We start from the raw sequence: 24,855 nt of genomic DNA, 5'->3' as shown, positions 1-24,855 counted from the left end.
ACGGTCGCGGGGCGGCGGCTCAGTCGTTCTCCCTGGGCAGGCCGTGCTGCAGGACGTCCAGGGTGCGGTCGACGAGGGTCGGGAAGTCGTCCCGGTGGCCGTTGGCGGCCCAGTACAGGGAGGTCTCCATCAGGCCGCCGATCAGGGACATGGCGTAGACGCGGACCTCCAGGCTGTCCGGGTCGCGGCCGGTGCGCTCGCCGATGGCGGTGCAGAGCATGTGGCCGGTGACCGACATGCTCTCCATCATCCGGGACCGCACGGCGGGGACCTCGACCATCAGCCGGGTGCGCAGCCGCGCCACCTCCGCGTCCTGCTCGACGCCCGTGCGGATGGCCTCCCGCATCACGTGGCGGATGGAGTCCGGCCACGGCTCCTCCGCGGGCCGGGCCCGCAGCTCCTCCATCAGGATCGGGTCGTACTCGTCGGTGAGGACGATGTCCTCCTTGGTGGGGAAGTAGCGGAAGACGGTCGACGGCGACACCTCGGCCCGGTCGGCGATCTGCTCGATCGTCGTGGCGTCGTACCCCTGTTCCCCGACCAGTGCGTAGGTCGCGGTGCGGATCGCCTCGCGGGTCTTGAGCTTCTTCCGCTCGCGCAGGCCCAGCTGGGGGCGGTCGGCGGGGGCGGGAGTCCGTGCAGCCGTCATGGACTCATTGTCGGGCATCGGCGTCCGGAGCCGCCACGACCGGGGGTTCGGCCGGGGTGCCGGGCAGGGCTGCCGGGGCGCCCGGCAGGAAGGCGGCGGCCAGCAGCGCGGCGACGACCGCGGCGATCGCGCACACCAGCATGGCCAGGCCCATGCCGTGGACGTACGCGCTGTTCGCGGTGCTCACCAGCCGGGCGGATCCGGCCTGTTGGGCCACGAGGTGGGCGGCGACCACGGACTCCCCGGCGGTGTGGGCCGCCTCGGTGGGCAGCCCGGTGACGTCGAGCCGGTCGCGGTAGGCGCTCGCGAGCAGGCTGCCCAGCAGGGCGATGCCGATCGCGCCGCCGACCTGGCGCAGCGTCATCAGCAGTCCGGAGCCGCTGCCGGCGCGGTCGGCGGGCAGGGCGCCGAGGGCGCCGGCCATCGCGGGGACCACCGCGAAGCCGAAGCCGATCCCGGCGACCGACAGCCACAGCGCGGTGAAGCCGTACCCGGAGCCGGCCGTCGTACGGCTGCCGAGCAGCGCGGCGAAGGCGAGGACCACCAGTCCGGCGCTCACCACCGCCCGGGCCCCGAAGCGGTCGACGACCGGTTGCGCGGCCCGGGCCGCGACGATCAGGCCGCCCATCATGGGCAGCAGCCGCACACCGGTGCCGAGGGCGTCGTTGCCGAGGACGGCCTGGAGGTAGGGCGGCAGTACGAACAGCAGGCCGGACAGGACGAACATCACCAGGGTCGCCGCGAGGGTGTTGAACAGGAAGCCGCGGCGGGCGAGCAGGGTCATGTCGAGCATGGGGCGGACCGCCCGGCGCTCCCGCCGCACCAGCGCGGCGATCAGCACCACGGCCGCGCCGGAGGTGCAGAGGACGAGCGGGTCGCTCCAGCCGCGGCCGGGGGCCTCGATGATCGCGTAGACGAGGGCGCCGAGGCCGGTCGCGGTGAACGCGGTGGAGAGGGCGTCGACGCGGGGGGAGGCCGGGTCCCGCGTCTCGGGCAGCAGGAGGACGCAGGCGAGGATGCCGAGCGCGGCCATCGGGATGTTGACCAGGAAGACCGAGCCCCACCAGAAGTGGTTGAGCAGCCAGCCTCCGACGATCGGTCCGAGCGGCAGCCCGAGGGTGGAGCCGGCGGACACGATGCCGACGGCTTTCGTGCGTTCCTCGGGGGCGAAGAGCGAGGGCAGGACGGAGAGCGCGAGCGGGGTGACGAGGGCCGCGCCGACGCCCATCACCGCGCGGGCCGCGACGACCTGGTCCACGTCGTCGGCCAGGGCGCCGAGCACGGAGCCCGCGAGGAAGACGCCGAGCCCGGTGATCAGCACGGCGCGCCGGCCGAACCGGTCGCCGAGCAGTCCGGCCGGAAGCATCAGTGCCGCGAAGACGACGACGTACGCGTCCGCCATCCACTGCTGTTCGCCGGTGCTCGCGCCGAGTTGCCCGGCCATCGTGGGCAGCGCCACGTTGAGGATCGTCGTGTCGAAGCCGATCACCAGCATGCTCGCGACCAGAGCTCCGAGGGCCCACCAGCGGCGTGGTTCCGGGCGCACGTCGGCGCCTTGAGTGACAGTAACCATGAAATGAGAGTAACTGTCAAAACGTAGTCACTGTCAATAGATGCGTCCTCCGGGGGCACGGAAATGGCCACGGCTCGGAAGCCGTGGCCATGGGGGGAGCGTGGCGCGGTTACGTGTTCTGGTACGCGACCAGGGAGATCCCGACGTAGTGCACGACGAACGCGGCGACCGTGAGGGAGTGGAAGACCTCGTGGAAGCCGAACCACCGCGGGGACGGGTTGGGTCGCTTGAGGCCGTAGATGACGCCGCCGGCGCTGTAGAGGAGTCCGCCGACCACCACCAGGACGAGCACGGCGATACCGCCCGTGCGCATGAAGTCCGGCAGGAAGAAGACGGCCGCCCAGCCCATCGCGATGTAGCAGGGCGTGTAGAGCCAGCGCGGGGCGCCGACCCAGAAGACGCGGAAGGCGATGCCCGCGAGGGCCGCGGCCCATACGCTCCACAGCAGCCACTGCCCCTTGCTGCCCGGCAGCAGGAGCATCGTGAGCGGGGTGTAGGTGCCGGCGATGATCAGGAAGATGTTGGCGTGGTCGAGTCTGCGCAGGACGCCGTCCATGCGCGGGCTCCAGTCGCCCCGGTGGTACAGGGCGCTGATGCCGAACAGCAGGCAGGCGGTCAGGGCGTAGATCGCGCAGGCGACGCGGGCGCGGGGTGAGCCGGCCAGGGCGGTCAGCACCAGGCCGGCGACGAGGGCGGCCGGGAACATACCGAGGTGCAACCAACCGCGGAGCTTGGGCTTGACCGGGTGCGGCAGGGAGAGCGCGACGGGACCGCGGCCGGTGACCGGCGGGTCCAGGGGCGCGTCGGGGACGGGCGCAGTCATGCGGCCCATCGTACCTACGCAACCGTAGGTTACGGGGGAGCGGGCCCGGAGAAGCGGCCGGGAGTGGCCATCGTCTCACGGGAGTTGGCGGCCGGCACCTTGCGTAAAAGAACCGTCAGCCGAACTCAACGTGCACGCAAAGACACGCTCGGAAACACAATCGGGCGTGGCGATCCTCACGTCGCTCACCTGTGAGGTCCCCTGGACATATGGGCACTCGCGTCGCATGATCATATGAGTGCGGTCGGCACCGGATGAGCGCCAAGGTCTCCTCGAGAAGCATCCGGGCCGCAGCCCCCACGGGGCCTCCAACAAAAAATCCCTCTTTTTAGGAGCAATCGTGGCGCGCGACATCGCGGCTCCCTCCACCGTTCCCACCCAGCACAAGGACCTGATCTCGTGGGTGAACGAGATCGCCGAACTGACGCAGCCGGACAGCGTGGTCTGGTGTGACGGATCCGAGGCGGAATACGAGCGACTGAGTGAGGAGCTCGTCCGCAAGGGCACCTTCAGGAAGCTCGACCCGATCAAGCGCCCCCACTCGTACTACGCCGCCTCCGACCCGACCGATGTCGCGCGGGTCGAGGACCGGACGTTCATCTGCTCCGAGAAGGAGGAGGACGCCGGCCCCACCAACCACTGGAAGGACCCCGCCGAGATGCGGGAGATCTTCACCGGTGAACAGGGCGTCTTCCGCGGCTCGATGCGCGGCCGGACGATGTACGTCGTCCCGTTCTGCATGGGCCCGCTGGGCTCGGACCTCTCCGCGATCGGCGTCGAGATCACCGACTCCGCCTACGTCGCCGTCTCCATGCGCACCATGACCCGCATGGGACAGCCCGTCCTGGACGAACTCGGCGACGACGGCTTCTTCGTGCGTGCTGTGCACACGCTCGGAGCGCCGCTGGCCGAGGGCGAGCAGGACGTGCCGTGGCCGTGCAACTCCACGAAGTACATCTCGCACTTCCCCGAGACCCGCGAGATCTGGTCCTACGGCTCCGGCTACGGCGGCAACGCCCTGCTCGGCAAGAAGTGCTACGCCCTGCGCATCGCGTCCGTCATGGCCCGCGACGAGGGCTGGCTGGCCGAGCACATGCTGATCCTCAAACTGACGCCCCCGCAGGGCGAGTCGAAGTACGTCGCCGCCGCCTTCCCGAGCGCCTGCGGCAAGACGAACCTCGCGATGCTGGAGCCCACCGTCTCCGGCTGGACGGTCGAGACGATCGGCGACGACATCGCCTGGATGCGGTTCGGCGAGGACGGCCAGCTGTACGCGATCAACCCCGAGGCCGGTTTCTTCGGCGTCGCGCCCGGCACCGGTGAGCACACCAACGCCAACGCGATGAAGACGCTGTGGGGCAACTCCGTCTTCACCAACGTCGCCCTCACCGACGACAACGACGTCTGGTGGGAGGGGATGACGGAGGAGACCCCGGCCCACCTCATCGACTGGAAGGGCAACGACTGGACGCCGGAGTCCGGCACCCCGGCCGCCCACCCCAACGCCCGCTTCACCACCCCCGCCGCGCAGTGCCCGATCATCGCGCCCGAGTGGGAGGACCCGAAGGGCGTGCCGATCTCGGCGATCCTCTTCGGTGGCCGTCGCGCCAGCGCCGTCCCGCTGGTGACGGAGTCCTTCGACTGGAACCACGGCGTCTTCCTCGGCGCCAACGTGGCCTCGGAGAAGACCGCCGCCGCCGAGGGCAAGGTCGGCGAGCTGCGCCGCGACCCCTTCGCCATGCTGCCGTTCTGCGGCTACAACATGGGCGACTACATGGGCCATTGGGTCGACGTCGCCAAGGGCAAGGACCAGGCGAAGCTCCCGAAGATCTACTACGTCAACTGGTTCCGCAAGAACGAGGCGGGCGCGTTCGTCTGGCCCGGCTTCGGCGAGAACAGCCGCGTCCTGAAGTGGATCGTGGAGCGCCTCGACGGGAAGGCCGAGGGCGTCGAGACCCCCATCGGCATCCTGCCGACCAAGGAGTCCCTGGACACCAAGGGCCTGGACCTGGCCGAGTCGGACCTGGAGTTCCTGCTCACCGTGGACAAGGACATCTGGCGCGAGGAGGCCGCCCTGGTCCCCGAGCACCTCAACACCTTCGGCGACCACACCCCCAAGGAGCTGTGGGACGAGTACCGCGCGCTCGTGGAGCGCCTGGGCTGAGCCCACCGCCCGACAGACTCCGCGGCCGGTCACCGAGTGCGCCCTGACCTGCACGTCGTCATGGCCGGCCGCGGTGGCGGAACCCCCGTACCGGAGCACGCCGAGTCCGCTCGGCCCCCGTACCGGCGAGGCCCCGCACAACGGCGTGCGGGGTCACGGGCCCGCCGTCACCTCGTGTCCCCGCCCCGGGACCCGGGACGACGGCGGGCCCTCGCCCGTGTCCGGCCGCTCGCTGGTGCCGTGACCGGAGAGGTTCACCGGCTCGCGACGCCCGGCACGGCTCCCCCAGCCTTCGGCCGGGGGTACCCCCACGCCGCGTTGTCGCATCACCCGAGTACATCCAGTACGCGGGCGATGCTCCGCCTCGCGATGCACCGCACCGGACGCCGCGAGCTTCCCGGCAAACCCTTCCGGTCACGGCACTAGGGGCGTCTCCCGGTGGCCGCTCACTTCGAGCGGTGAGCGCGGTCCTCCACATACGGCGTGTGTGACTCCGGGCGCCGCGCCTCGGGTGAGGGGCGCCCCGGAACGCAGCGGGAATCCGCGGTTCCCCCTGCGGCCGGACGGGACACGGCGACGGGGCACGGCGGGAGTGTCCGGCGCCGGCGCGCCGGGCTTTCGTGGCGCCCGGTCCGCGCGTCGCTGCGGGTGCACGCGGACCGGGGCCGTCAGGGGAGCCGTCGGCGGCTCAGTGGGCGGCGACCTCGCGGGGTTCGAGGGCCGCGGTGTGCGCGTCCATCCGTTCGGCGGCCAGGATCGCGGCGGCCGTGTCGGCGCGGGAGGCGGCGACGACCAGAGCGCGGCCGGCGAGCGTGTGCGCCCGCCGGTGCAGGGCCGCCACGCGGGACGGCGCGGCGACGGCGCTCATCGGGGCGCGGGCCGGGGTGCGGCCCTTGCGCAGCCGCGTGACCTGGTCGGCGAGCCGCTCCGCGGCAGCCTCCAGGCCGTCGGACGGGGCCAGTGCGCGCAGTTCGTCGGTGACGGCGAGCAGGGCCGCGAGATGGCCGGCGAGCTGGATGTCCAGCTCCTCCTCGCGGGTGCGGTGCGGGAAGTCGGACGGGGGGCCGGCCATCGTGCTGTGGACCGACTTGGTGCGGATCGGCTCGTACATGGGATGGCCTCCTGTGCTGTCAGGAAACCATCCTAGCTTGGATTCCGTCTAAAGTTGAGTCGGATGCACACAGGGATGGCCGGCACACGCGCCGTGAGCGTCAGGGCTGGCTGTAGCCGTCCAGGAAGGTCCCGATCCGGGTGACCGCGTCCCGCAGGTCCCCGACCGTCGGCAGGGTCACCACCCGGAAGTGGTCGGGTTCCGGCCAGTTGAAGCCGGTGCCCTGGACGACCATGATCTTCTCCTGGCGCAGCAGGTCCAGGACCATCCGGCGGTCGTCCTTGACCTTGAAGACCTGGGGGTCCAGGCGCGGGAAGAGGTACAGCGCCCCCTTCGGCTTCACGCAGGTCACCCCCGGGATCTGGGTCAGCAGTTCGTGCGCCACGTCCCGCTGCTCGCGCAGTCGCCCGCCCGGCAGCACCAGGTCCTGGATGGTCTGCCGGCCGCTGAGTGCGGCGACCACCCCGTGCTGTCCCGGCATGTTCGCGCACAGGCGCATGTTCGCCAGGATCGTCAGGCCCTCGATGTAGGAGTCGGCGTGCGCGCGCGGCCCGGAGATGGCCATCCAGCCCACCCGGTAGCCGGCCACCCGGTACGCCTTCGACATGCCGTTGAAGGTGAGGGTGAGCAGGTCAGGGGCGACCTTCGCGGTCGGGGTGTGCGTGGCGTCGTCGTAGAGGATCTTGTCGTAGATCTCGTCCGAGCAGACCAGCAGGTTGTGCCGGCGGGCGATGTCGGTCAGCCCCCGGAGCATCGCCTCGTCGTACACCGCGCCCGTCGGGTTGTTCGGGTTGATGATGACGATCGCCTTGGTGCGGTCGGTGACCTTCCGCTCGACGTCGGCGAGGTCGGGCATCCAGTCGGACTGCTCGTCGCAGCGGTAGTGCACGGCCGTGCCGCCGGACAGGGACACGGCGGCGGTCCACAGCGGGTAGTCGGGCGCCGGTACGAGGACCTCGTCGCCGTCGTCCAGCAGGCCCTGCATCGCCATCACGATCAGCTCGGAGACGCCGTTGCCGATGAAGACGTGCTCGACGTCCGTCTCGATGCCGAGGGTCTGGTTGTGCATCACCACCGCGCGGCGGGCGGCCAGCAGGCCCTTCGCGTCGCCGTACCCGTGCGCCGACGACACGTTGCGGAGGATGTCCTCCAGGATCTCGGGCGGGCACTCGAAGCCGAACGCCGCCGGGTTGCCGGTGTTCAGCTTGAGGATCCGATGCCCGGCCGCCTCCAGCCGCATCGCCTCCTCAAGGACCGGGCCCCGGATCTCGTAACAGACGTTGGAGAGCTTGGTCGACTGGATCACCTGCATGTCTGGGAGCTTACGGCCCGGTAACGCCCCGCGGGCCGTGTCTTCCGCCACGTGAGACGCGGCTTTTCGGGTGGATGTCGCGGGCGGCTGTCCCTCGGGCCCCTTCCGTCCCTAGAATGCGCCGTCATGTCCAGGCCACATCAGTACGAAGACGCGGGGTACGGCGCCGGCGGTGCCGCCGGCGTCCACGGCGTGGGCGGTCCGTCGCACGAGGTGCCGAAGGTGTACCACCCGCAGGTCCAGGTGACGCCCCCGTACGGGGAGTACGTCGACCCGGCCGCCGCGCACGGCTGGCAGAACGCCTACGACGAGACGGCCGAGCTGCCGCAGGTGGCCGGGGACGGGCCGGTGGCGGTCGGACCGGCGGGGGGCGGGATCGCGCCGGTGCCGGTTCCCGGCGTCGGCCATGGCCGGCGGGGGTCGCGGCGGAAGCCGGGCCGGTGGCGGTCGCGCCGCCTGGTGGTCGCCGTCGGCGCGGCCGGAGCGGTGTCGGCGGCGGCGCTGATCGCCGGGTTCTCCCTCTCGGGGGCCTCCCCGGACGGACGGCAGGGCAAGGAGGGCGCGAGGTCGGCCCCGGACGAGTCCACCCGTCCGGCGGCCCCGTCCTCCTCGGACGGCTCGGCGTCCCCCGGCTCCGCGGACACCGCGGAGCCGGGAGGTACGGCGTCCGCGGGGGCGGCCGCCTCGAAGGGCACCCCGGCGGACGCCTCGCCGGGCACCGCACCGGACGCCTCGCCCGACGAGAGCTCGTCCGCCGAGTCCTCGTCGTCTGCGTCTCCGGCCACCGCCCCCACGGCCACCGCCTCCCCGGTCGACTCGGCTCCGGGCAACTCCGGCGGCAAGGGGCATGGGGCGGGCAGCACGAAGAGGCCCAAGTAGCCGTTCCGTCGGGGGGTGTCTCCGGTCCTGCCGTGCGGCCGAAAACTGCTCCTTGTCCCCCCGCACCCCTCGATTGACAATGCGCATGACAAAGCTACGGGTGACCGGAAGATCTCCGGTCACCCTCGTCATGCAGAGGGGACCCCCACATGAGAAAGCCTCTCGTCGCCGCACTCTTCGCCCTGGTGATCGCCGGGACGGGCGCGGCACCCGCGGTCGCGGCACCCGCGCCCACCGCGCCCGCGGCCCGGGCGGACACCAGGGCCGCCGCACCGACGCTCCAGGCCGTCAACTTCGCCGGCACCGTCTCGCTCAGCAACTGCTCGGGCTCCGTGATCCGCTTCCCCAACTCCGCGGACACCGCCCCGGCGCTCGTCCTCAGCAACGGCCACTGCCTGGAGACCGGGTTCCCCGACCCCGGCGAGGTGATCGTCGGCCAGTCCTCCACCCGCACCTTCGGCCTGCTGAACTCCGCGGCCACCCGGGTCGGCACCCTGCGCGCCAACAAGGTCGTCTACTCGACGATGACCGACACCGACGTGACGATCTACCAGCTCAACACCACCTACGCGGCGATCCGAAGCACGTACGGCATCAGCGCGCTCACCGTGCAGGACACGCACCCGGTGGCCGGCACCGCCATCACCGTCGCCTCCGGCTACTGGAAGCGGCTCTACAGCTGCAACGTCGACGGGTTCGCGTACCGCCTCAAGGAGGGCGACTGGACCTGGAAGGACTCCCTCCGCTACACCTCGGCCTGCCAGACCATCGGCGGCACCTCCGGCTCGCCGGTCATCGACAACGCCACCGGCAAGGTCGTCGCCGTCAACAACACGGGCAACGAGGACGGCCAGACCTGCACGGAGAACAACCCCTGCGAGGTCGACGCCAACGGCAAGGTCACCGTCCGTGAGGGCATCAACTACGCCCAGGAGACCTACCAGATCCCGGCCTGCTTCACGACCGCCAACGTGCTCAACCTGAACGCGAGCGGCTGCGTCCTGCCCAAGCCGTAGCCCCCGCCGGGGCGGGCGGTCACCACGGCGTCCGGCGGACCGCCCGCCCCGCCAGTACGTCCGTGCGCCGCCCGTCCTCGATCACGAACCGGCCGTCCACCAGGACGTACGGGATGCCCGTCGGCAGGGTGCGCGGCTGCTCGAAGGTGGAGCCCGCCGCCACCGTCCGCGGGTCGAACAGGACGAGGTCCGCGCGGTGGCCCTCGCGGACCGTGCCCCGGTCCGGCAGGCGCAGCCGGGCCGCCGGGCGCGAGGTGAGGTGGGCGACGCACTCCTCCAGCGACAGCAGGCCCAACTCCCGCACGTAGTGGCCGAGGTAGCGCAGAAAGGTCCCGTAGGCGCGGGGGTGCGGCTTGGCGCCCTGGAGGATGCCGTCGGAGCCGCCGGTGTGGACGCGGTGCCGCATGATCGCCCGCACGTTCTCCTCGTGGCCCACGTGCTGGAGGATCGTCGGGCCGAGCCGGTCGGCGACCAGCAGGTGACGGGCGGTCTCCCAGGGGGCCTCGCCGCGCAGCCGGGCCGACTCCAGCACCGTACGGCCGACGAACCCGCCGAGGGCCGGGTCGCTCACCCCGGAGATCTCGACGGTGTCCCAGTCGACGGGCACGCCGTGGCAGCCGTCGGCGCCCACCACCTCCAGGTCGTGCCGCAGCCGCCCGGCGCTCTCCTCGTCCGTGAGCCGCCGCAGGACCTCCCGCGGGCCGCCCTCGCTCGCCCAGCTCGGCAGCAGCGCCACCAGCGTGGTGCAGCCGGGGGTGTAGGGGTAGGTGTCGAGGCTGATGTCGGCGCCGGCCGCCAGCGCCCCGTCCAGCAGCGCCAGCAGTTCCGGCGCCCGGTCCTCGTTCACGCCGAAGTTCATGGTGGCGTGGGCGAGGTGCAGCGGGCAGCCGGCCGCCCGGGCCAGGTCCACCATCTCCTCGTACGCCTCCAGCGCGCCGGCGCCGTAGGAGCGGTGGTGGGGGCAGTAGTAGCCGCCGTACCGCGCCACCACCCGGCACAGTTCGGTGAGTTCGGCGTTCTCGGCGTACATGCCGGGCGTGTACGTCAGCCCCGAGGACAGGCCCACCGCGCCCTGCTCCAGGCCCTCCGCGACCAGTCGCCGCATCCGGTCCAGTTCCCGGGGGGTCGCCTCGCGGTCCTCCCAGCCGACGGCGAGCGCGCGGACCGTGCCCTGCGGGACGAGGTAGGCCGCGTTCACCGCGATGCCCTGCCCGTCGACCCCGCGGTCCAGCCGGTCCAGGTACTCGCCGACCGAACGCCAGTCGAAGTCGATGTCGTCGCCGTACCCGTTCCAGCCGGTGATCGCCCGGCGCACCTCGGCGAGCGTGCGGTCGTCGACCGGCGCGTACGACAGCCCGTCCTGGCCGAGGACCTCCAGCGTGACGCCCTGCGCCGCCTTCGCGCTGTGGTCGGGGTCGCGCAGCAGGGCCAGGTCGCTGTGGGCGTGCATGTCGATGAAGCCGGGGGACAGGACGAGCCCCTCCGCGTCCAGCTCCCGGCGCGCCCGCGGGCGCTGGCAGCCCGCCGCGGCGGCCTCCTGGACGATGCCGGTGATCCGGCCGCCGTCGACGACCACGTCCGCGCGGTACGACGGCGCTCCGGTGCCGTCCACGACGTCCGCGTCCCGGATGACGAGCTCTTCCACGTCCGGCCTCCTAGAAGAACGTACGGATGTAGTCGACCACCGTGCCGTCCGCCTCGGCCACCGGGATCAGCTGCCACTTGTCGAAGGACGTGCACGGGTGGGACAGGCCCATGCCGAGCCAGTCGCCGACCTCCAGGTCCGCCCCCGGTTCCGTCCGCAGCCACGCGTGCTGGTCGGACAGGCCGGTCACCGTGATGCCGGTGGCCGGGCGCTCGACACCGTCCCGGCGGACCACCTGCGCGAAGGGCAGGTCCAGGTCGTGCGCCGCGTCCCGCTTGCCCGCGTTGACGAACGCCTGGTCGGCGGACGGCCGGGACACCACCTGCGCCCAGAGGCGGAACGCCGGCTCCAGCGCGCCCTCCTCGGGGACCCGGGTGAACGGGGTGAGCTTGCGGTAGTGGCCGTCGTCGTGCGAGACGTAGGCGCCCGAGCGCAGCAACTTCAGGACCGGCAGCGACAGTTCGGGGATCCCGGCGAACACCTCGGCCACCGCGTCGAACCAGGCGCTGCCGCCCGCGCTCACCACGATCTCCTCCAGGCCCGCGAAGCGCCCCGACCGGTCGAACGCGGCGGCCAGTGCGACGAGTCGCCCGAGCCAGGCGTGCACGCGCTCCGGGTCCGCCCGCGGGACCTCGCCCTCGTAGCCCGCCACGCCGGCCAGGCGCAGGGTGCGTGTGGCGGCGACCGCGTCGGCGACCGCCGCGCACTCCGCCTCGTCGCGGACGCCGGTGCGGGCGCCCTCACCGGCGGCGAGCTCGATCACCACGTCCAGCGGGCGCGCCGCACCGCGCAGGGCCGCGTCCATCAGCTCCACCCCGCGCACGGAGTCGACGTAGCAGAGGAACCGGAAGCCGGGGTCGGCGTCGAGGTCTGCGGAGATCCGGCGCAGGGCCGCCGGGTCGACCAGTTCGTTGGCGAGGAACACGCGTCGCACCCCGAACGCCCGCGCCACCCACACCTGGTGGGGCACCGCGAGGGTGATGCCCCAGGCGCCGCGCTCGATCTGTCGGTGGAACAGCTGCGGGGCCATGGAGGTCTTGCCGTGCGGCGCGAAGGCGAGGTGGTGGCGGGCCGCGTACGTCTCCATCAGCGCCAGGTTGTGCTCCAGGCGCTCGGCGGACAGCGTGAGCACGGGGGTGGTGAAGCCGCCGGTGAACAGGTCGCGCCGCTGGGCGGCCAGTTCGCCGACCGTCAGGCCGTGGGCGTCCGGCGGGAGGCCCTTGAACCGGTGGTCCACGCGTTCGCCGGCGAGACCGGCCAGGGCGTCACGGGCGCCGGGAGCTTCGGCGGGCCGGAGGGATGCGGTGCCGGTGACGCCGGTGTCGCGGGCCATGAGACCTCCTGATCTGGCGCGTTGCGTTCTGCGCAACGTCCGTTGCGTGTATCGCTTACGGCTGTCTAACATCTCGGCCAGCACGCGGTCAACGAAACCGCCGCGACCCGCCCCGCCCCGCACACCGAGCCGAGGAGCCCCGACGACCGTGACCGCCACCGGACCCCGCGACGCCCCCGACGTCGTGGACGTCGTCGCGCTCGGCGAGTCCATGGTCACCTTCCTGCCCTCCCGGCCGGGCCGCCTCGCCGACGTCCCCTCCTTCGACCGTGCCATCGGCGGCGCCGAGTCCAACGTGGCCTGCGCGCTGGCCGCGGCCGGGCACTCGGTGCGCTGGGTGAGCAGGGTCGGCTCCGACGGCTTCGGCGACCACCTCGTGGAGACCATCGGGTCGTACGGCGTCGACGTCACCTCCGTACCCCGCGACCCCTCCCGCCCGACCGGCGTCTACTTCCGCACGGCGGGGGACCGGGCCACCGACGCGCACGAAGTGGCCTACTACCGCGCCGGATCGGCCGCCTCCGCGATGACGGCCGGCAACGTCGACCTGGCGGCCGTGCGGGCCGGACGGGTGCTGCACCTGTCCGGGATCACCGCGGCGCTGTCCGGCGACTGCGCGGGCCTGCTGTGGGAGCTGACGGAGCCCGGACCGGACCGGCCGCTCGTCTCCTTCGACGTCAACTTCCGCCCCGGACTGTGGCCGGACCCCGACGGCGCCCGCGTCCTGCTCGACCTGGCCCGGCGGGCCGACCTCGTGTTCGTCGGGGCCGACGAGGCACGGGCCGCCTGGGGGCTGCACGGCGCCCGCGCCATCGCCGACGCGCTGCCCGGGCCGGACGTCGTCGTGGTCAAACAGGGCGGCGGCGGAGCCGTCGCGTTCGACAAGAACGCCCAAGGCAGGCAGGACGCCGAAGGCAGGGAGGACGCCGAAGGCAGGGAGGACGCCCAAGGCAAGAAGGACGCCGAAGGCAGGCAGGACGCCGAAGGCAGGGAGGACGCCGAAGGCAGGGAGGACGCCGAAGGGACCGCCACCTTCGTCCCCGCCCTCCGCGTCGACGTCGTCGCCGCCGTCGGCGCCGGGGACGCCTTCGCGGCCGGGTTCCTCTCCGCCACCCTGCGCGGACTGCCCCTCCGCGACCGCCTCCGGCACGGCCACCTCGCGGCCGCCGCCGCCCTCACCGCCCCCGGCGACCTCGCCGCGCCCCCCGCCCGCGACCACGCCGACCGGCTGGTCGCCCTGGACGACACCGCGTGGGGGAGACTTCGACTCGGTCCCGGCTGGACAGAACCGACGGGCCGGGCCGACCAGGAGGTACGCACGCCATGAGCCAGACCGTCGACCGCGCGCTCAGCATCCTGCCGCTGCTCGCCGAGGGACCCGCCGACCTCGGGCAGGTCGCCGACCGCATCGGCGTCCACAAGTCCACGGCCCTGCGGCTGCTGCGCACCCTCCACGAGCACGGCCTGGTCTACCGCCAGTCCGACCAGCGCTACCGCCTCGGCGCCCGCCTCATCGCGCTCGCGCAGGAGGCGATGGAGAACCTCGACATCCGCGAGATCGCCCACCCCCACCTCGTACGCCTCAACGAGCAGTGCGGCCACACCGTGCACCTCGCCGTCCTGGAGGACGACGAGGTCCTCTACATCGACAAGGTCGAGAGCCGCTATCCGGTCCGCATGTACTCGCGGATCGGGAAGCCGGTGGCCATCACCGTCGCGGCCGTCGCGAAACTGCTCCTCGCGGACCTGCCCGAGACCGAGCGCCGGGTCCGCGCGGAGAAGCTGGAGTACCCGCTCTACACGGCCCGCTCGACCCCCAACGCCCTCGCGTTCCTGCGGGAGTTGGACAAGGTACGCGACCAGGGCTGGGCCACCGACCTGGGCGGCCACGAGGAGTCCATCAACTGCGTCGCGGCCCCGATCCGCGGAGCCGACGGCCGGGTCACCGCCGCGATGTCGGTCTCCGCCCCCAACGTCGTCGTCACCGCCGACGAACTCCTCACCCTGCTCCCGCTGGTGCGCCGGACCGCCGACGCGGTCAGCGGCGAGTACTCCGGCAGGACCCCCGTACCGGCCCCGGACCGGAACACCTCCGACCGGAACGCCTCCGACCGGAACACCTCCGACCAGAACCCTCCCGACAGGAACGCCCCGGACCGAAAGGCTCCGGACAGGAACTCCCCAGACAGGGACACCGAATGACCGAGAAGACCGCCCTCACCCCCACGACCCACACCACGCCGCCCGCGAGGTTCTCGCACGGCGTGCGCAAGGGCAACATCCTCCAAGTCGCCGGTCAGGTCGGGTTCCTGCCCGCCGAGGAGGGCCGGCCGCCGACACCCGCCGGCCCGACCCTGCGCGAGCAGACCCTCCAGACCCTTGCCAACGTCAAGGCCATCCTGGAGGAGGGCGGCGCGGGCTGGGACGACGTCATGATGATCCGCGTCTACCTGACCGACGTGGACCACTTCGCCGAGATGAACGACATCTACAACACCTACTTCGAGGAGCAGGCGCTCACCGCGCCGCCCGCGGCCCGCACGACGGTCTACGTCGGCCTGCCCGCCGGCCTCCTCGTCGAGATCGACGCGCTCGCCGTCCTCGGCTGACCGCCCCGTGAGCTGACGCTCCCGCACCACCCCGAACCCCCCGCACGCCGTACACGGCACGGCGCTCCCCGAAGCGCCGTGCCGCGATCCCCCCTGCCCGAAAGCTCCATGCACCCCCGCAGAGGACCCCCCGAATGCCCCTTCCGCTCGCGGCCTCCACCCCCGCCGAAGCCCCACCGCACACCGGCGGCCTGCTCCTGCTCCTCGACGGTACGGCCGGACTGCTGACCGTCGCCGCCATCGGCATAGCGCTCCTGCTCTTCCTGATCATCAAGGTGAGACTCCAGCCGTTCGTCGCGCTGCTCGCGGTCTCCATAACCGTCGGCCTGCTGGCCGGCCTGTCCGTCACCGAACTCTTCGGCACGGTCCAGCGCTCGGACGCCGTCTCCACCATCGAGTCCGGCATGGGCGGCATCCTCGGCCATGTCGCGATCATCATCGGCCTGGGCACCATGCTCGGCGCGATCCTCGAAGTCAGCGGCGGCGCCGAGGTGTTGGCGTCCCGGCTGCTCAACCTCTTCGGCGAGAAGCGCGCCCCGCTCGCCATGGGCCTCACCGGCCTCATCTTCGGCATCCCGGTCTTCTTCGACGTCGGCATCTTCGTCCTCGCCCCGATCGTCTACGCGGCCGCGAAAATCCCCCAGGACTCCGACGAGCCGCGCCCCGGGGGGACCCCCAACGGCAAGTCGATCCTCCTGTACTGCCTGCCGCTGCTCGCCGGCCTGTCGATGACCCACGCCTTCCTCCCGCCGCACCCCGGCCCGGTGGCCGCCGCCGGCCTGCTGCACGTGCAGCTCGGCTGGGTCATCCTGATGGGCGTCGTCTGCGGCCTCCCGGCGGTCCTGGCCGCCTGGGCCTACGCGGCCTGGATCGGCCGGCGCATCTTCGTCGCCGTACCGCAGGACATGGTCGAGGCCGCCGCCGAGGCCAGGCAGGCCGTCATCGACGAGCAGCGCGCCTCGGGCGTCGAGCCGCAGGAGAAGCCGGTGCCGCTAGGCACGGTCCTCGGCATCATCGGTACGCCGCTGATCCTCATCCTCGCGGCCACCTTCTCCTCGATCGCCCTCGACCCCTCCACCGTCCGCTCGGTGATCGAGTTCTTCGGCCACCCCTTCGTGGCCCTGACCATCGCCCTGCTGCTCGCCTACTACCTGCTGGGCATCCGCCGCGGCTGGTCGCGCAGGTCCCTGGAGACGGTGTCGACGGCCTCCCTCAAGCCGGTCGGCAACATCCTGCTGGTGGTCGGCGCGGGCGGGATCTTCGGCGCCGTCCTCAAGGCGAGCGGGGTCGCCCAGGCGCTCTCCGACACCTTCCAGGACGTCGGCCTGCCGGTGATCGTCCTGTCGTACCTGATCTCCCTGGTGCTGCGGGTCGCGCAGGGGTCGGCGACGGTCGCGATCGTCACGACGGCCGGGATCGTGGCGCCCCTGCTCGTCGAGGGGGACCACTCCCAGGCGTTCGTGGCCCTGGTCATCATGGCCATCTCGGCGGGCTCGATCTTCGCCTCGCACGTCAACGACGGCGGCTTCTGGATGGTCGCCAAGTACTTCGGCATCAGCGAGCGGGACACCCTCAGGACCTGGACGGTCCTGGAGAGCGTCCTGTCGGTCGCGGGCTTCGTGATGGCGGCCGTGCTGAGCCTGTTCGTGTAGGCGTCTGATAACGAAGTGGGGGGCTGGCTGTGCCCGGCACAGGATCTTCGACCATACTGCCCGCTGTGGAGCAGCGCATAGGTTCGAGCAGCCAGCCCCTGGAGGGCGCCGGGTTCGACCCGGCATTCATCCCCGGGCTCACCGCGCCCGCGTCCGCCCAGCCGGACGAGGACGCGGTCGAGACCGACACCGAGGCCGAGGACGGAGCCGAACAGCCCGCCGACAAGGCGTCCTTGGTCAAGGAACCGGCCGAGGAGTCCGAGGACGGGGACGAGGCGGAGACCCCGGAGGGTCCCGTCTTCGAGGCGTCCGACCGCCGGGCGAAGATCGTCGCCGACGCCCGGGGCGTCCGCCTCAGCCTCGACGAGGAACGGTGCGAGTTCCGCTGGGACGAGATCGGCGCGGTCGAGACGGAGACCCCCCGCTTCGGCAAGCGGTTCACGGTCACGGTCCACACCCCCGACCGCCGCTGGTACCCCATCGAGATCGAAGCGACCACAAGATCCCGCTTCCCCGAATGGGAATCCCAACTGGACAAGGTCCTGGACACCTACTTCGAAGACTGACCCGCCCCCCGGGGGCGCGGGGAACCGCGCACCCAAGCGCCATCTCCCCGCACCCTTGACCCGGGGGCTCACGCAGCCACCCCCAGGGGCGCGGGGAACTGCGCAAAGGCCAGCACCAACTCCCCGCACCTTGAACCCGGGGTTCGCGACCCCCCTCAGGGGCGCGAGGAACCGCGCACCCAAGCGCCATCTCCCCGCACCCTTGACCCGGGGGCTCACGCAGCCACCCCCAGGGGCGCGGGGAACTGCGCAAAGGCCAGCACCAACTCCCCGCACCTTGAACCCGGGGTTCGCGACCCCCCTCAGGGGCGCGGGGAACTGCGCAAAGGCCAGCACCAACTCCCCGCACCCCGAACCGGGGTTCGCGAACCCCCACCCCGCCTACGCGCAGTACTGCGCGGCCTTCCCAATAGCCCGATACATACAGTCCGCGTTCTCCAGCAACTGCAACACCGCATCCCGGTTCCGGGACGTCTCCCGCTCGATCACCTCGTCGGGCGGATAGAACCCACCCCCCGAACTGGACGTCGGGTACATCTCGAAGGTGTAGTCGAAGATCCTCTGCGTACCCCAGAGATAGTCGTCGATCGACCCGTCGGTGATGTACAGGTCGCTCGACTGCTCAGCCGTGTACCCGTTGCTCGCGGCCATCTTCTGCCCGACCGTCCGGAACGCGTTGTAGTCGTCCGCGGTCATCCCCGTCGCCGTGTCGGAGTACGTGTACCCGAACGGCCACAGCACCAGCTCGCTGTAGGTGTGGAAGTCGATCCCCGCGGTGATCTGCTGCTTCCCGCCGACGACCCGCCCGCGCACGAAGTCGGCGACCACCTTCACCTCGGGCGCGGACTCGGCGGCGGCGCCCCGGTAGGTCTCGGAGGACGTCGAGCCCGAGGACCCGCCGCAGCAGCCCCACTTGTAGTTCCAGTTCCGGTTCAGGTCCGTACCGACGTACGAGGAGCCGGAGTTGGGCTGCCGGTTCTTGCGCCACGAACGGTAGGAGCCGCTCGCGATGTCGTACTCGCCGCCGTCCGGGTTGAGGTCGGGGACGATCCAGATCTCGCGGTTGTCGACCATGCTGGTGACGCGGGAGTCGCTGCCGTAGCCCGCGCCCAGTTCGCGCAGCAGGTAGAGGGCCATCTCCACCGTCATGTGCTCGCGCGCGTGCTGGTGGAAGGTGAGGAGGACCTCCGGCTCGTTCTCGTCGGTCGCGACGTTGTCGCTGACCTTGATGGCGACGATGTCCCGGCCCTGGTAGGACTTGCCGATGACCCGCCGGCTCATGATGTTCGGGTAGGCCGCGAGCCGGGTGTTGATCTCGGAGGTCATCTCCGCGTAGTTGTGGTACTTGGAGTCGGCCGACGGGAAGTCGTAGAGGCGCAGGTCGTCCGCCGCCGTGGAACGGTCCGGGGCGGCGCCGAGCGGCGCGACCTCGTAGCCCTGTCGGCGCAGCGTGTCGATCTGTGCCGCCCGGCCGGAGACGACGACGGTCTCCTCGTCGGCCTCGTCCACGCTCACGCCGGCCCGCGCGATGGCGGTGCGGGTGAGCGGGGTGTTGTGGTCGACGTGGATCTCGTACTGGCGGATGTCGTCGGGCCCGGGGGTCGCGGCGCGGACGCTGTCGGCGGTGGCGCTGGTGACCGTGGCCGAGACGGGCGCGGCGAGGGCGAGGGCCATCAGGGCGGCCAGCGCGGCGGTGCGTCTGCCGCCGCGGACGCCTGATCCTCGTATCCGAAGTCGCATGCGAACTCCTTGTTTCTCCAGGTGTTCCGGGGTCTCCGGAAGTGGGGGAGTGGAGCGGGGGGTGGTTCGGCGACGTGCTGGTGCGGGTGTGCCGCTCATCGTCCGGTTATGGCATGAGCAGGTCAAGACGTAGTCAAGCGTCAATGGCGGGTTTCAGCCTCCTGGGCGTATCGGGTGGAGACCGCCGCAGGCCCTCTTGTGCGCCCGCCCCCTTTGCGCTTTCTTGACCTGCATGGCGGACACCACGGGAAACACCGGACCCGGTACGGAGATTGAGGCGGCACGCGACCACGACCGCACGACGAGACAGTCCAGTTGGCGGCACATCGGCCCCGGGATCGTGGTGGCCGCGACCGGTGTCGGCGCGGGCGACCTGGTCGCCACCCTCATCGCGGGCAGCAACTTCGGCTACACCCTCCTGTGGGCGGCGGTCATCGGCTGCCTGGTCAAGATCTCCCTGGCCGAGGCGGCCGGCCGCTGGCACCTGTCCACCGGCCGCACCCTCTTCGACGGCTGGGCGAGCCTGGGCCGTTGGACCACGTGGTTCTTCGTCGTCTACGTGGTGGTCTGGGGCTTCGTCTACGGCGCCGCCGCGATGTCGTCGAGCGCGCTGCCCCTCCAGGCGCTGTTCCCGCACGTGATGGACCTCAAGGCGTGGGCCGTCGCCTGTGGGGTCGTCGGCCTGGTCTTCGTCTGGTTCAACAAGTACGCCGTCTTCGAGAAGGTCATGACGGTCCTGGTGGGCGTCATGTTCGTGGTGACGGTGTACCTCGCGATCCGGGTGACCCCGAACCTGGGCGAGGCGTTCGCGGGTCTCCTGCCGGTCCTGCCCGACGAGAAGGACTCCGTCCTCAACACCCTCGGCCTGATCGGCGGTGTCGGCGGCACCATCACACTCGCCGCGTACGGCTACTGGGTCAACGCCAAGGGCTGGACGGACAGCGGCTGGATGAAGGTGATGCGCCTGGACAACCGCGTCGCGTACGCCACGACCGGCATCTTCGTCGTCGCCATGCTCTTCGTCGGCGCGGAACTCCTGCACTCCGCGAACGTGGCCATCGCCAGCGGCGACACGGGCCTGGTCCAGCTCGGCGACATCCTGGCGGACAGGTACGGCACGGCGACGGCCAAGTTCTTCCTGATCGGCTTCTTCGCCACCTCCTTCACCTCACTCATCGGCGTCTGGCACGGAGTGAGCCTGATGTTCGCCGACTTCGTGGCCCGCTACCGGGGACGCGAGCAGGCGGGCGGCGAGGCGGTCGCGTCCGGCGAACGCGAACGCGGCTGGCCCTTCCGGGCGTACCTTCTCTGGCTGACCTTCCCGCCCGTCGTCCTGCTCTTCCAGGGCCAGCCCTTCCGCCTGATCATCCTCTACGGCGTGCTGGGCGCGGCCTTCCTGCCGTTCCTGGCCGGCACGCTGATGTGGCTGCTCAACTCCCGCCGTACACCCCGTGAATGGCGCAACGGGCCGCTGAGCAACGCGATGCTCGCCCTCGCGGGTCTGCTGTTCCTGGTGCTGTGCGTGAAACAGGTCTGGGACCAGCCGTGGTCGGAGTTCTTCTGATCCGGCCGCGCTCCGGCCGCCGTCTACGACAGCACCAGCCACCTGTCGCCGAGGGCGACCGCGCGCAGCTGCTTCATGGTCAGCGCGGGCTTCGCACGGGTCGGCGCCTCGTGCTGCGTACCGGCGTTGAAGGCGCTGACGACGATCCGGAACCCGTCCGGGCGCAGGCTGTCGACCGTCCACATGACGCCCCCCTCGACGCCCTTGTCGCCCGGCCCCTGGTGCTCCGCGACCAGCGTGCCGTCGGCGAGCTTCTCCGCCCCGGCGAAGAGGTCGCCGGCCTCGTCGCCCATGTTCCGCTGCGCGTTGACCTGCACGAAACTCCTGCCCTTGCCGTCGTCGACGACGACATAGGCGTAGTCGCCCTCGCCGTGCCGGGAGACCACCTTGACGTTCTCGGGCAGGAGCGCGACCAGCGTGGCGAGGACCCGGGCACCGCTGACGGCGTCCTGTCCGTCAGCGCCGGCCGTGGGCGCCGCGGGTGTCCGGGGGATGGTGTCGACGGCCCGCCGCCAGGCCGCGGCCGCGGCGAGGCGCTCCAGGCGGTCCGCGTCCAGGGGCGGGAACGGCCGGGAGACGGCCGCGTCCTTCTCGGCGGCCGCGTTCCACTCGTTCACGGAGACGTGCTGCCCGGCGGGCGTGACCAGGTCGGCGCTCCACCGCTTGGTGTCCACCCGCCGGTCCGGGTACTCGTACCCCTTGAGGATCACCAGCACCGACCCGTCGGACAGCACACGGCGTTCGCACCCGTCCTGCGGCACGAGCGCCTTGTCGGGGCAGGTGCCCCACTGGCCGGCCTGTTCGCTGCCCGGCTCGACGCGGTCCAGGCCCACGGAGAGGGCCGCCTTGCCCCGGCCGTCGTCGAACACGGCGCTCACATACCCCTGACCCGTCTCCGTACCGCGCGCCTGCGTGTCCGTCACCTTGCCCTCGGGGAGCAGCCCCTTGAGCGTGTCGATCAGCTCCTGACCGGTGACCGCGGCGGCCGGCGTGCTCGACCGGGCGCTCGGCGAAGCCCCGCCGACCGAGTCGGGCGCCCCCGGCCGGCCGCCTCCCCAGGGCACGAGCAGCGCCCCGCCGACACCGGCGAGCGCGACCCCGGCCGCACCGCCCACGAAGGCCGCCCGGCGCCGGTGCGCCAGCCGCCGACCGCGGACCGCCCCGGCGGTGACCAGGGCGGGCCGGTCGGTGTCGAAGGAGCCGCCGGTCCGGTGCAGGGCGTCGGTGAGCCGCGCCTCGAAGGAGTCGCTCGGGTGGTGAACGGGCATGGCGAACCACCGTTTCTACGATCACTGTGAACAGGTCTGCGGGACAGGCGCCCCGGTCGCGGCCGGGGGGTGGGCTCAGGGCCTGGCGTACTCGCCGAGGTCGTTGCCGAGCAGCTCCCGCAACCGGCCCAGGGCACGGCTGGACCGCGTCCGTACGGCGGCCGAGCTGGCGTTCATGACGTCGGCGGTCTCCTCGACGGAGCGGTCCTCCCAGTACCGCAGGACGATCACCGCCCGGTCCTTGGCGGGCAGCCCGGCGAGGGCCTGGAGCAGGGTCAGCCGCAACGGCGTGTCACCGTCGCCGGCGCCGGGCAGGTCCGGGAACACGTCCGTGGCGCGCTCGGTGCTGCTGCGGCGCCGCTGATGGGCGAGGAAGGTACGGGTGAGGACGGTCTGCGCGTACCCGGCGGGGTTGTCGACCCGGGCCATGCGGTGCCAGCGGACGTAGAGCCGGCCGAGGGTCTCCTGCACGAGATCCTCGGCGAGATGCGTGTCCCCGGCGGTGAGCAGACACGCGGACCGGTAGAGATGCCCGGCGCGTGCCGCGGCGAACTCCGCGTACTCGTCCGCTCGTGCCTGTCTCATCCGTACCCCCCGGTTGCGTGCACACCGTCCTCACCTCATTGATGCGCCGGGCCCCGGGAAATGTTTCAGATCAGGTGATCGGCCTTGCCCGCCTTGATGTCGAGGATCATCGTCCGCAACGCGTCACGGCTGTCGACGAGAGGGGTGTCCTCGGCGCCGGCTATGGCGATGTAGGCGTTGCCTTGGGGGTCGGTGCCCAGGCGGAAGCAACTGGCTCCTTCGCCGCAGAAGGGCTCTTCCCACGTGATGTCGTCCATCGGGCGTCTCCTCAGAGGCTGTTGGCGATGTCCCGGATGAAGTCGCGCGAGGCCTGCGGAGCCAGGGCGATGCGCTCCATCCAGTCCAGGTGGGTACGGTACTTGGCCAACTGGGACTGACCACTCAGGAATTCCGGCCCGTGAGTGCTGTCGATCTGCACGGTGTCCAGCTGAGGGACCGGCCCCTCCAGGTAGTTGAAGGTCTGTCCCGAGCCGGGAAAGGTACCGGCTGTGAACGGGATGACCAGCAATCGCACGGCGGGCCGCTCCGAGACGGCCAGGAGATGTTCGAGCTGGGCCCGGGCCACCCCTGCTCCACCGAACTGCATCCGCACAGCGGCCTCGTGCACGACGGCGACGTACTCGGGCGGGCCTGCTTTCTCGAGCACCTGCTGCCGTTCCACGCGGTACGCCAGCCGCAGCGCGACCTCGTGCTCCGGCAGCGGAGGCAGCACCGCCCTGAAGAGCTGGAGGGCGTGATCACTGGTCTGCAGCAGGCCCGGGATGTGCGCGATGTGGACGGTCCGCATACGCGCCGCGGACGCCTCGAACTCGGCGATGTCCAGCAAGCCCGCCGGCAGAGAACCTCGGTAACGCTCCCACCAGCCACGCTCGTTGGGCTGGGCCATGGCGACCAGCGCTTCCAGGTAGGCCTGGTCCGAGCAGTCGCAGTTGCAGGCGAGGGTGCGCAGGCGCTCCGGGCTGATGGTGCGGATTCCTGTCTCGATGTTGGAGACCTTCGCCCGGTCGAGGCCCAGCAGCCCGGCGGCCTGGTCCGCCGTTATGCCCGCCGCCACCCGCATCCTGCGCAGTTCGCTGCCCAGACGCCTCTGACGCTCGGTGGGTGTCGTCCTCGGTGGCATGCCCTTCCTTCCCCTGCGGGTAGCCAGCAGTCTGCCGTCAAAAGGAGCGGACGGACCACGATCGGGTCAATTTCCAGAATCGCGTGGCAATTGAACCATCGGTGACCTTACAGTCAGTAGCGCGTCGAATACGTGCCGTACTCGGAAGCGCATCACACGCGTCCGCCCGCCGTCTCCTTCCCTGGGAGGGGTGGGCGTGTGTCAGGGAGACATGCCACCGGGCGCCTCGGCAACCGCAGTTCACCCTTGTACTCCAGTGAAGGAGCCGTCATGTCCGCGTCCCGCTGCCCACTCGCCCCCGCCTTCTCGGCCGATCCGACGAAGCCGACCCCGGAGACCCTGTCGTACAGCTTCACGCTTCCGGCGGCCCTCGCCAGCTCCGCCCTGGCGCGGGCGGCGACGCGGGAGGTGCTGAAGGCGCACGGACTGGACGAGATCAGGGACCCGGTGGTGCAGGCGGTCGGCGAACTGGTCGCGACGGCGGCGCAGTTCACGGAGTCGGTGAACTTCTACCTGTCGCTGCGCTACCGAGCCGACACGCTCAAGGTCATCGTGTACGACAGCCACCCGCGTCACACGCAGCCGCACCTCGCCGCGGCCTGCGACACGCGCCGGCGGGCGGCCCTGCGGGTCCTGGCCTGCGTGTGCCGGGCGTGTGACGGGACGTGGGGATTCGGGGAGTCCAGGGAGCCGTCGAGCGGTACGCGCATGTGGGCCGTACTGCCGAGGGCGGGTGCGGCGAGGTACGGGGCGCCCGTGAACGGATCGGTGGGCTCGGGGTGATCTTTACTTCGCCTTGGTCCGGCCCATACCTCCCGCATAACCGCTCTCCCTAGTGTCGTGGGGTTGGCATGTGCACAGAGCGAAGTACGGGGGCTGGACCGCATGTCGGATCTGAGCAAGGAAGCGGCGTCGATGCGCAAGGCGGCGTCGGGGCTGCGCGGGGTGGGGCAGCAGCACACGGCGAAACCGCTGCAGGAGTTCGAGGCGGAGTCGCACGACCTGTCGGCGCTCGGGGCGCTGGGGTCACTGCTGAGCGCCACGGAGGAGATCCGTGAGGGGATGACCACCCTGGCGAAGCTGACCGGGCAGCTGACGGAGGAGTGGGAGGCGGAGGCGAAGCTGATCGGGGAGGTCTCCGACGCCTTCGGCCTGCTCGACGTGTTGCTGGCGGCGGCGGCCCGGCCGGCGAAGGACTGAGCCGGCCGTGGTCGACCTGAATCCGTTCCACTACATCAACAAGTTC

General features: G+C 71.4%; 23 protein-coding genes. 11 read left to right on the top strand and 12 right to left on the bottom strand.

Annotated elements, in window-relative coordinates; translation table 11 throughout:
• Positions 1-19: 19 nt before the first annotated feature.
• The 3 genes from ABZT03_RS24655 to ABZT03_RS24645 all read right to left on the bottom strand — a co-directional run bounded on the left by ABZT03_RS24655 (position 20) and on the right by ABZT03_RS24645 (position 3,045).
• Positions 20-649, bottom strand: coding sequence for a TetR family transcriptional regulator (locus tag ABZT03_RS24655; RefSeq protein WP_356042670.1), 630 nt, complete (start codon positions 647-649; stop codon positions 20-22).
• Between the two features lie 4 nt (positions 650-653).
• Positions 654-2,222 (bottom strand): DHA2 family efflux MFS transporter permease subunit, encoded by a 1,569-nt coding sequence (locus tag ABZT03_RS24650; RefSeq protein WP_356042668.1) that lies wholly within the window; start codon positions 2,220-2,222, stop codon positions 654-656.
• A 109-nt stretch (positions 2,223-2,331) separates the two neighbouring features.
• Positions 2,332-3,045 (bottom strand): hemolysin III family protein, encoded by a 714-nt coding sequence (locus ABZT03_RS24645; protein WP_356042666.1) that lies wholly within the window; start codon positions 3,043-3,045, stop codon positions 2,332-2,334.
• A gap of 340 nt (positions 3,046-3,385) precedes the next feature.
• On the opposite strand from ABZT03_RS24645, the gene ABZT03_RS24640 reads away from it, so the two are divergent.
• Positions 3,386-5,209 carry a phosphoenolpyruvate carboxykinase (GTP) gene (locus tag ABZT03_RS24640; protein WP_356042664.1) on the top strand — a complete coding sequence of 608 codons (1,824 nt, stop codon included), beginning with the start codon at positions 3,386-3,388 and terminating at the stop codon, positions 5,207-5,209.
• 688 nt (positions 5,210-5,897) lie between these two features.
• Here ABZT03_RS24640 and ABZT03_RS24635 read toward each other — a convergent pair.
• Positions 5,898-6,320, bottom strand: a complete 423-nt coding sequence (locus tag ABZT03_RS24635; protein WP_356042663.1) for a hypothetical protein — start codon at positions 6,318-6,320, stop codon at positions 5,898-5,900.
• A 100-nt stretch (positions 6,321-6,420) separates the two neighbouring features.
• Positions 6,421-7,632 (bottom strand): pyridoxal phosphate-dependent aminotransferase, encoded by a 1,212-nt coding sequence (locus ABZT03_RS24630; RefSeq protein ID WP_356042661.1) that lies wholly within the window; start codon positions 7,630-7,632, stop codon positions 6,421-6,423.
• A gap of 126 nt (positions 7,633-7,758) precedes the next feature.
• On the opposite strand from ABZT03_RS24630, the gene ABZT03_RS24625 reads away from it, so the two are divergent.
• Positions 7,759-8,511, top strand: coding sequence for a hypothetical protein (locus tag ABZT03_RS24625; RefSeq protein ID WP_356042659.1), 753 nt, complete (start codon positions 7,759-7,761; stop codon positions 8,509-8,511).
• 149 nt (positions 8,512-8,660) lie between these two features.
• On the top strand, positions 8,661-9,527 hold the full coding sequence (locus tag ABZT03_RS24620; protein ID WP_356042657.1) for a serine protease: 867 nt from the start codon (positions 8,661-8,663) through the stop codon (positions 9,525-9,527).
• Between the two features lie 19 nt (positions 9,528-9,546).
• Here the strand turns inward: ABZT03_RS24620 and ABZT03_RS24615 are convergent, their stop codons facing one another.
• Together ABZT03_RS24615 and ABZT03_RS24610 are read right to left on the bottom strand one after the other, a co-directional pair.
• Positions 9,547-11,172, bottom strand: coding sequence for a D-aminoacylase (locus ABZT03_RS24615; protein ID WP_356042656.1), 1,626 nt, complete (start codon positions 11,170-11,172; stop codon positions 9,547-9,549).
• Positions 11,173-11,182: 10 nt separating this feature from the next.
• Positions 11,183-12,505: an amino acid deaminase gene (locus tag ABZT03_RS24610; protein ID WP_356042654.1), complete on the bottom strand. Its 1,323-nt coding sequence runs from the start codon at positions 12,503-12,505 to the stop codon at positions 11,183-11,185.
• Positions 12,506-12,653: 148 nt separating this feature from the next.
• Between ABZT03_RS24610 and ABZT03_RS24605 the strand changes: the two genes are divergently transcribed.
• The 5 genes from ABZT03_RS24605 (at position 12,654) to ABZT03_RS24585 (ending at position 17,332) form a co-directional block, all read left to right on the top strand.
• Positions 12,654-13,832, top strand: a complete 1,179-nt coding sequence (locus ABZT03_RS24605) for a sugar kinase (RefSeq protein WP_356042652.1) — start codon at positions 12,654-12,656, stop codon at positions 13,830-13,832.
• A complete protein-coding gene (locus tag ABZT03_RS24600) occupies positions 13,829-14,707 on the top strand; it encodes an IclR family transcriptional regulator (protein WP_356042650.1) in 879 nt (292 codons plus the stop codon). The genes ABZT03_RS24605 and ABZT03_RS24600 overlap by 4 nt, the downstream gene beginning before the upstream one ends.
• Positions 14,704-15,114, top strand: coding sequence for a RidA family protein (locus ABZT03_RS24595; protein WP_356042648.1), 411 nt, complete (start codon positions 14,704-14,706; stop codon positions 15,112-15,114). The genes ABZT03_RS24600 and ABZT03_RS24595 overlap by 4 nt, the downstream gene beginning before the upstream one ends.
• Before the next feature lie 134 nt (positions 15,115-15,248).
• A complete protein-coding gene (locus ABZT03_RS24590; protein WP_356042646.1) occupies positions 15,249-16,766 on the top strand; it encodes a gluconate:H+ symporter in 1,518 nt (505 codons plus the stop codon).
• Between the two features lie 65 nt (positions 16,767-16,831).
• Positions 16,832-17,332 carry a hypothetical protein gene (locus ABZT03_RS24585; RefSeq protein WP_356042644.1) on the top strand — a complete coding sequence of 167 codons (501 nt, stop codon included), beginning with the start codon at positions 16,832-16,834 and terminating at the stop codon, positions 17,330-17,332.
• A 381-nt stretch (positions 17,333-17,713) separates the two neighbouring features.
• On the opposite strand, the gene ABZT03_RS24580 is transcribed toward ABZT03_RS24585, so the two are convergent.
• Positions 17,714-19,072, bottom strand: a complete 1,359-nt coding sequence (locus ABZT03_RS24580) for a M14 family metallopeptidase (RefSeq protein WP_356042642.1) — start codon at positions 19,070-19,072, stop codon at positions 17,714-17,716.
• A gap of 232 nt (positions 19,073-19,304) precedes the next feature.
• On the opposite strand from ABZT03_RS24580, the gene ABZT03_RS24575 reads away from it, so the two are divergent.
• Positions 19,305-20,636 carry an Nramp family divalent metal transporter gene (locus tag ABZT03_RS24575; protein WP_356042640.1) on the top strand — a complete coding sequence of 444 codons (1,332 nt, stop codon included), beginning with the start codon at positions 19,305-19,307 and terminating at the stop codon, positions 20,634-20,636.
• A gap of 23 nt (positions 20,637-20,659) precedes the next feature.
• On the opposite strand, the gene ABZT03_RS24570 is transcribed toward ABZT03_RS24575, so the two are convergent.
• The 4 genes from ABZT03_RS24570 to ABZT03_RS24555 all read right to left on the bottom strand — a co-directional run bounded on the left by ABZT03_RS24570 (position 20,660) and on the right by ABZT03_RS24555 (position 23,609).
• Entirely contained in the window at positions 20,660-21,904 is a 1,245-nt protein-coding gene (locus ABZT03_RS24570; protein ID WP_356042639.1) for a hypothetical protein, read from the bottom strand.
• 75 nt (positions 21,905-21,979) lie between these two features.
• Positions 21,980-22,489, bottom strand: a complete 510-nt coding sequence (locus ABZT03_RS24565) for a SigE family RNA polymerase sigma factor (protein WP_356042637.1) — start codon at positions 22,487-22,489, stop codon at positions 21,980-21,982.
• A 65-nt stretch (positions 22,490-22,554) separates the two neighbouring features.
• Positions 22,555-22,746: a hypothetical protein gene (locus tag ABZT03_RS24560; RefSeq protein ID WP_356042635.1), complete on the bottom strand. Its 192-nt coding sequence runs from the start codon at positions 22,744-22,746 to the stop codon at positions 22,555-22,557.
• 11 nt (positions 22,747-22,757) lie between these two features.
• The gene (locus ABZT03_RS24555) at positions 22,758-23,609 is read right to left on the bottom strand and encodes a helix-turn-helix transcriptional regulator (RefSeq protein ID WP_356042633.1); all 852 of its coding nucleotides are present in this window, start codon (positions 23,607-23,609) and stop codon (positions 22,758-22,760) included.
• Positions 23,610-23,879: 270 nt separating this feature from the next.
• On the opposite strand from ABZT03_RS24555, the gene ABZT03_RS24550 reads away from it, so the two are divergent.
• A complete protein-coding gene (locus tag ABZT03_RS24550) occupies positions 23,880-24,392 on the top strand; it encodes an ATP-binding protein (protein ID WP_356042632.1) in 513 nt (170 codons plus the stop codon).
• 102 nt (positions 24,393-24,494) lie between these two features.
• Positions 24,495-24,809, top strand: coding sequence for a hypothetical protein (locus ABZT03_RS24545; protein WP_356042630.1), 315 nt, complete (start codon positions 24,495-24,497; stop codon positions 24,807-24,809).
• The last annotated feature ends 46 nt before the right edge of the window (positions 24,810-24,855 follow it).

Origin of the sequence: Streptomyces sp. NPDC005574 (assembly GCF_040605435.1) — a bacterium.
Taxonomy (GTDB): Bacteria; Actinomycetota; Actinomycetes; order Streptomycetales; family Streptomycetaceae; genus Streptomyces.
The sequence above is the reverse complement of the archived record's forward strand: the minus strand, read 5'-3'. Positions and strand labels throughout refer to the sequence as shown.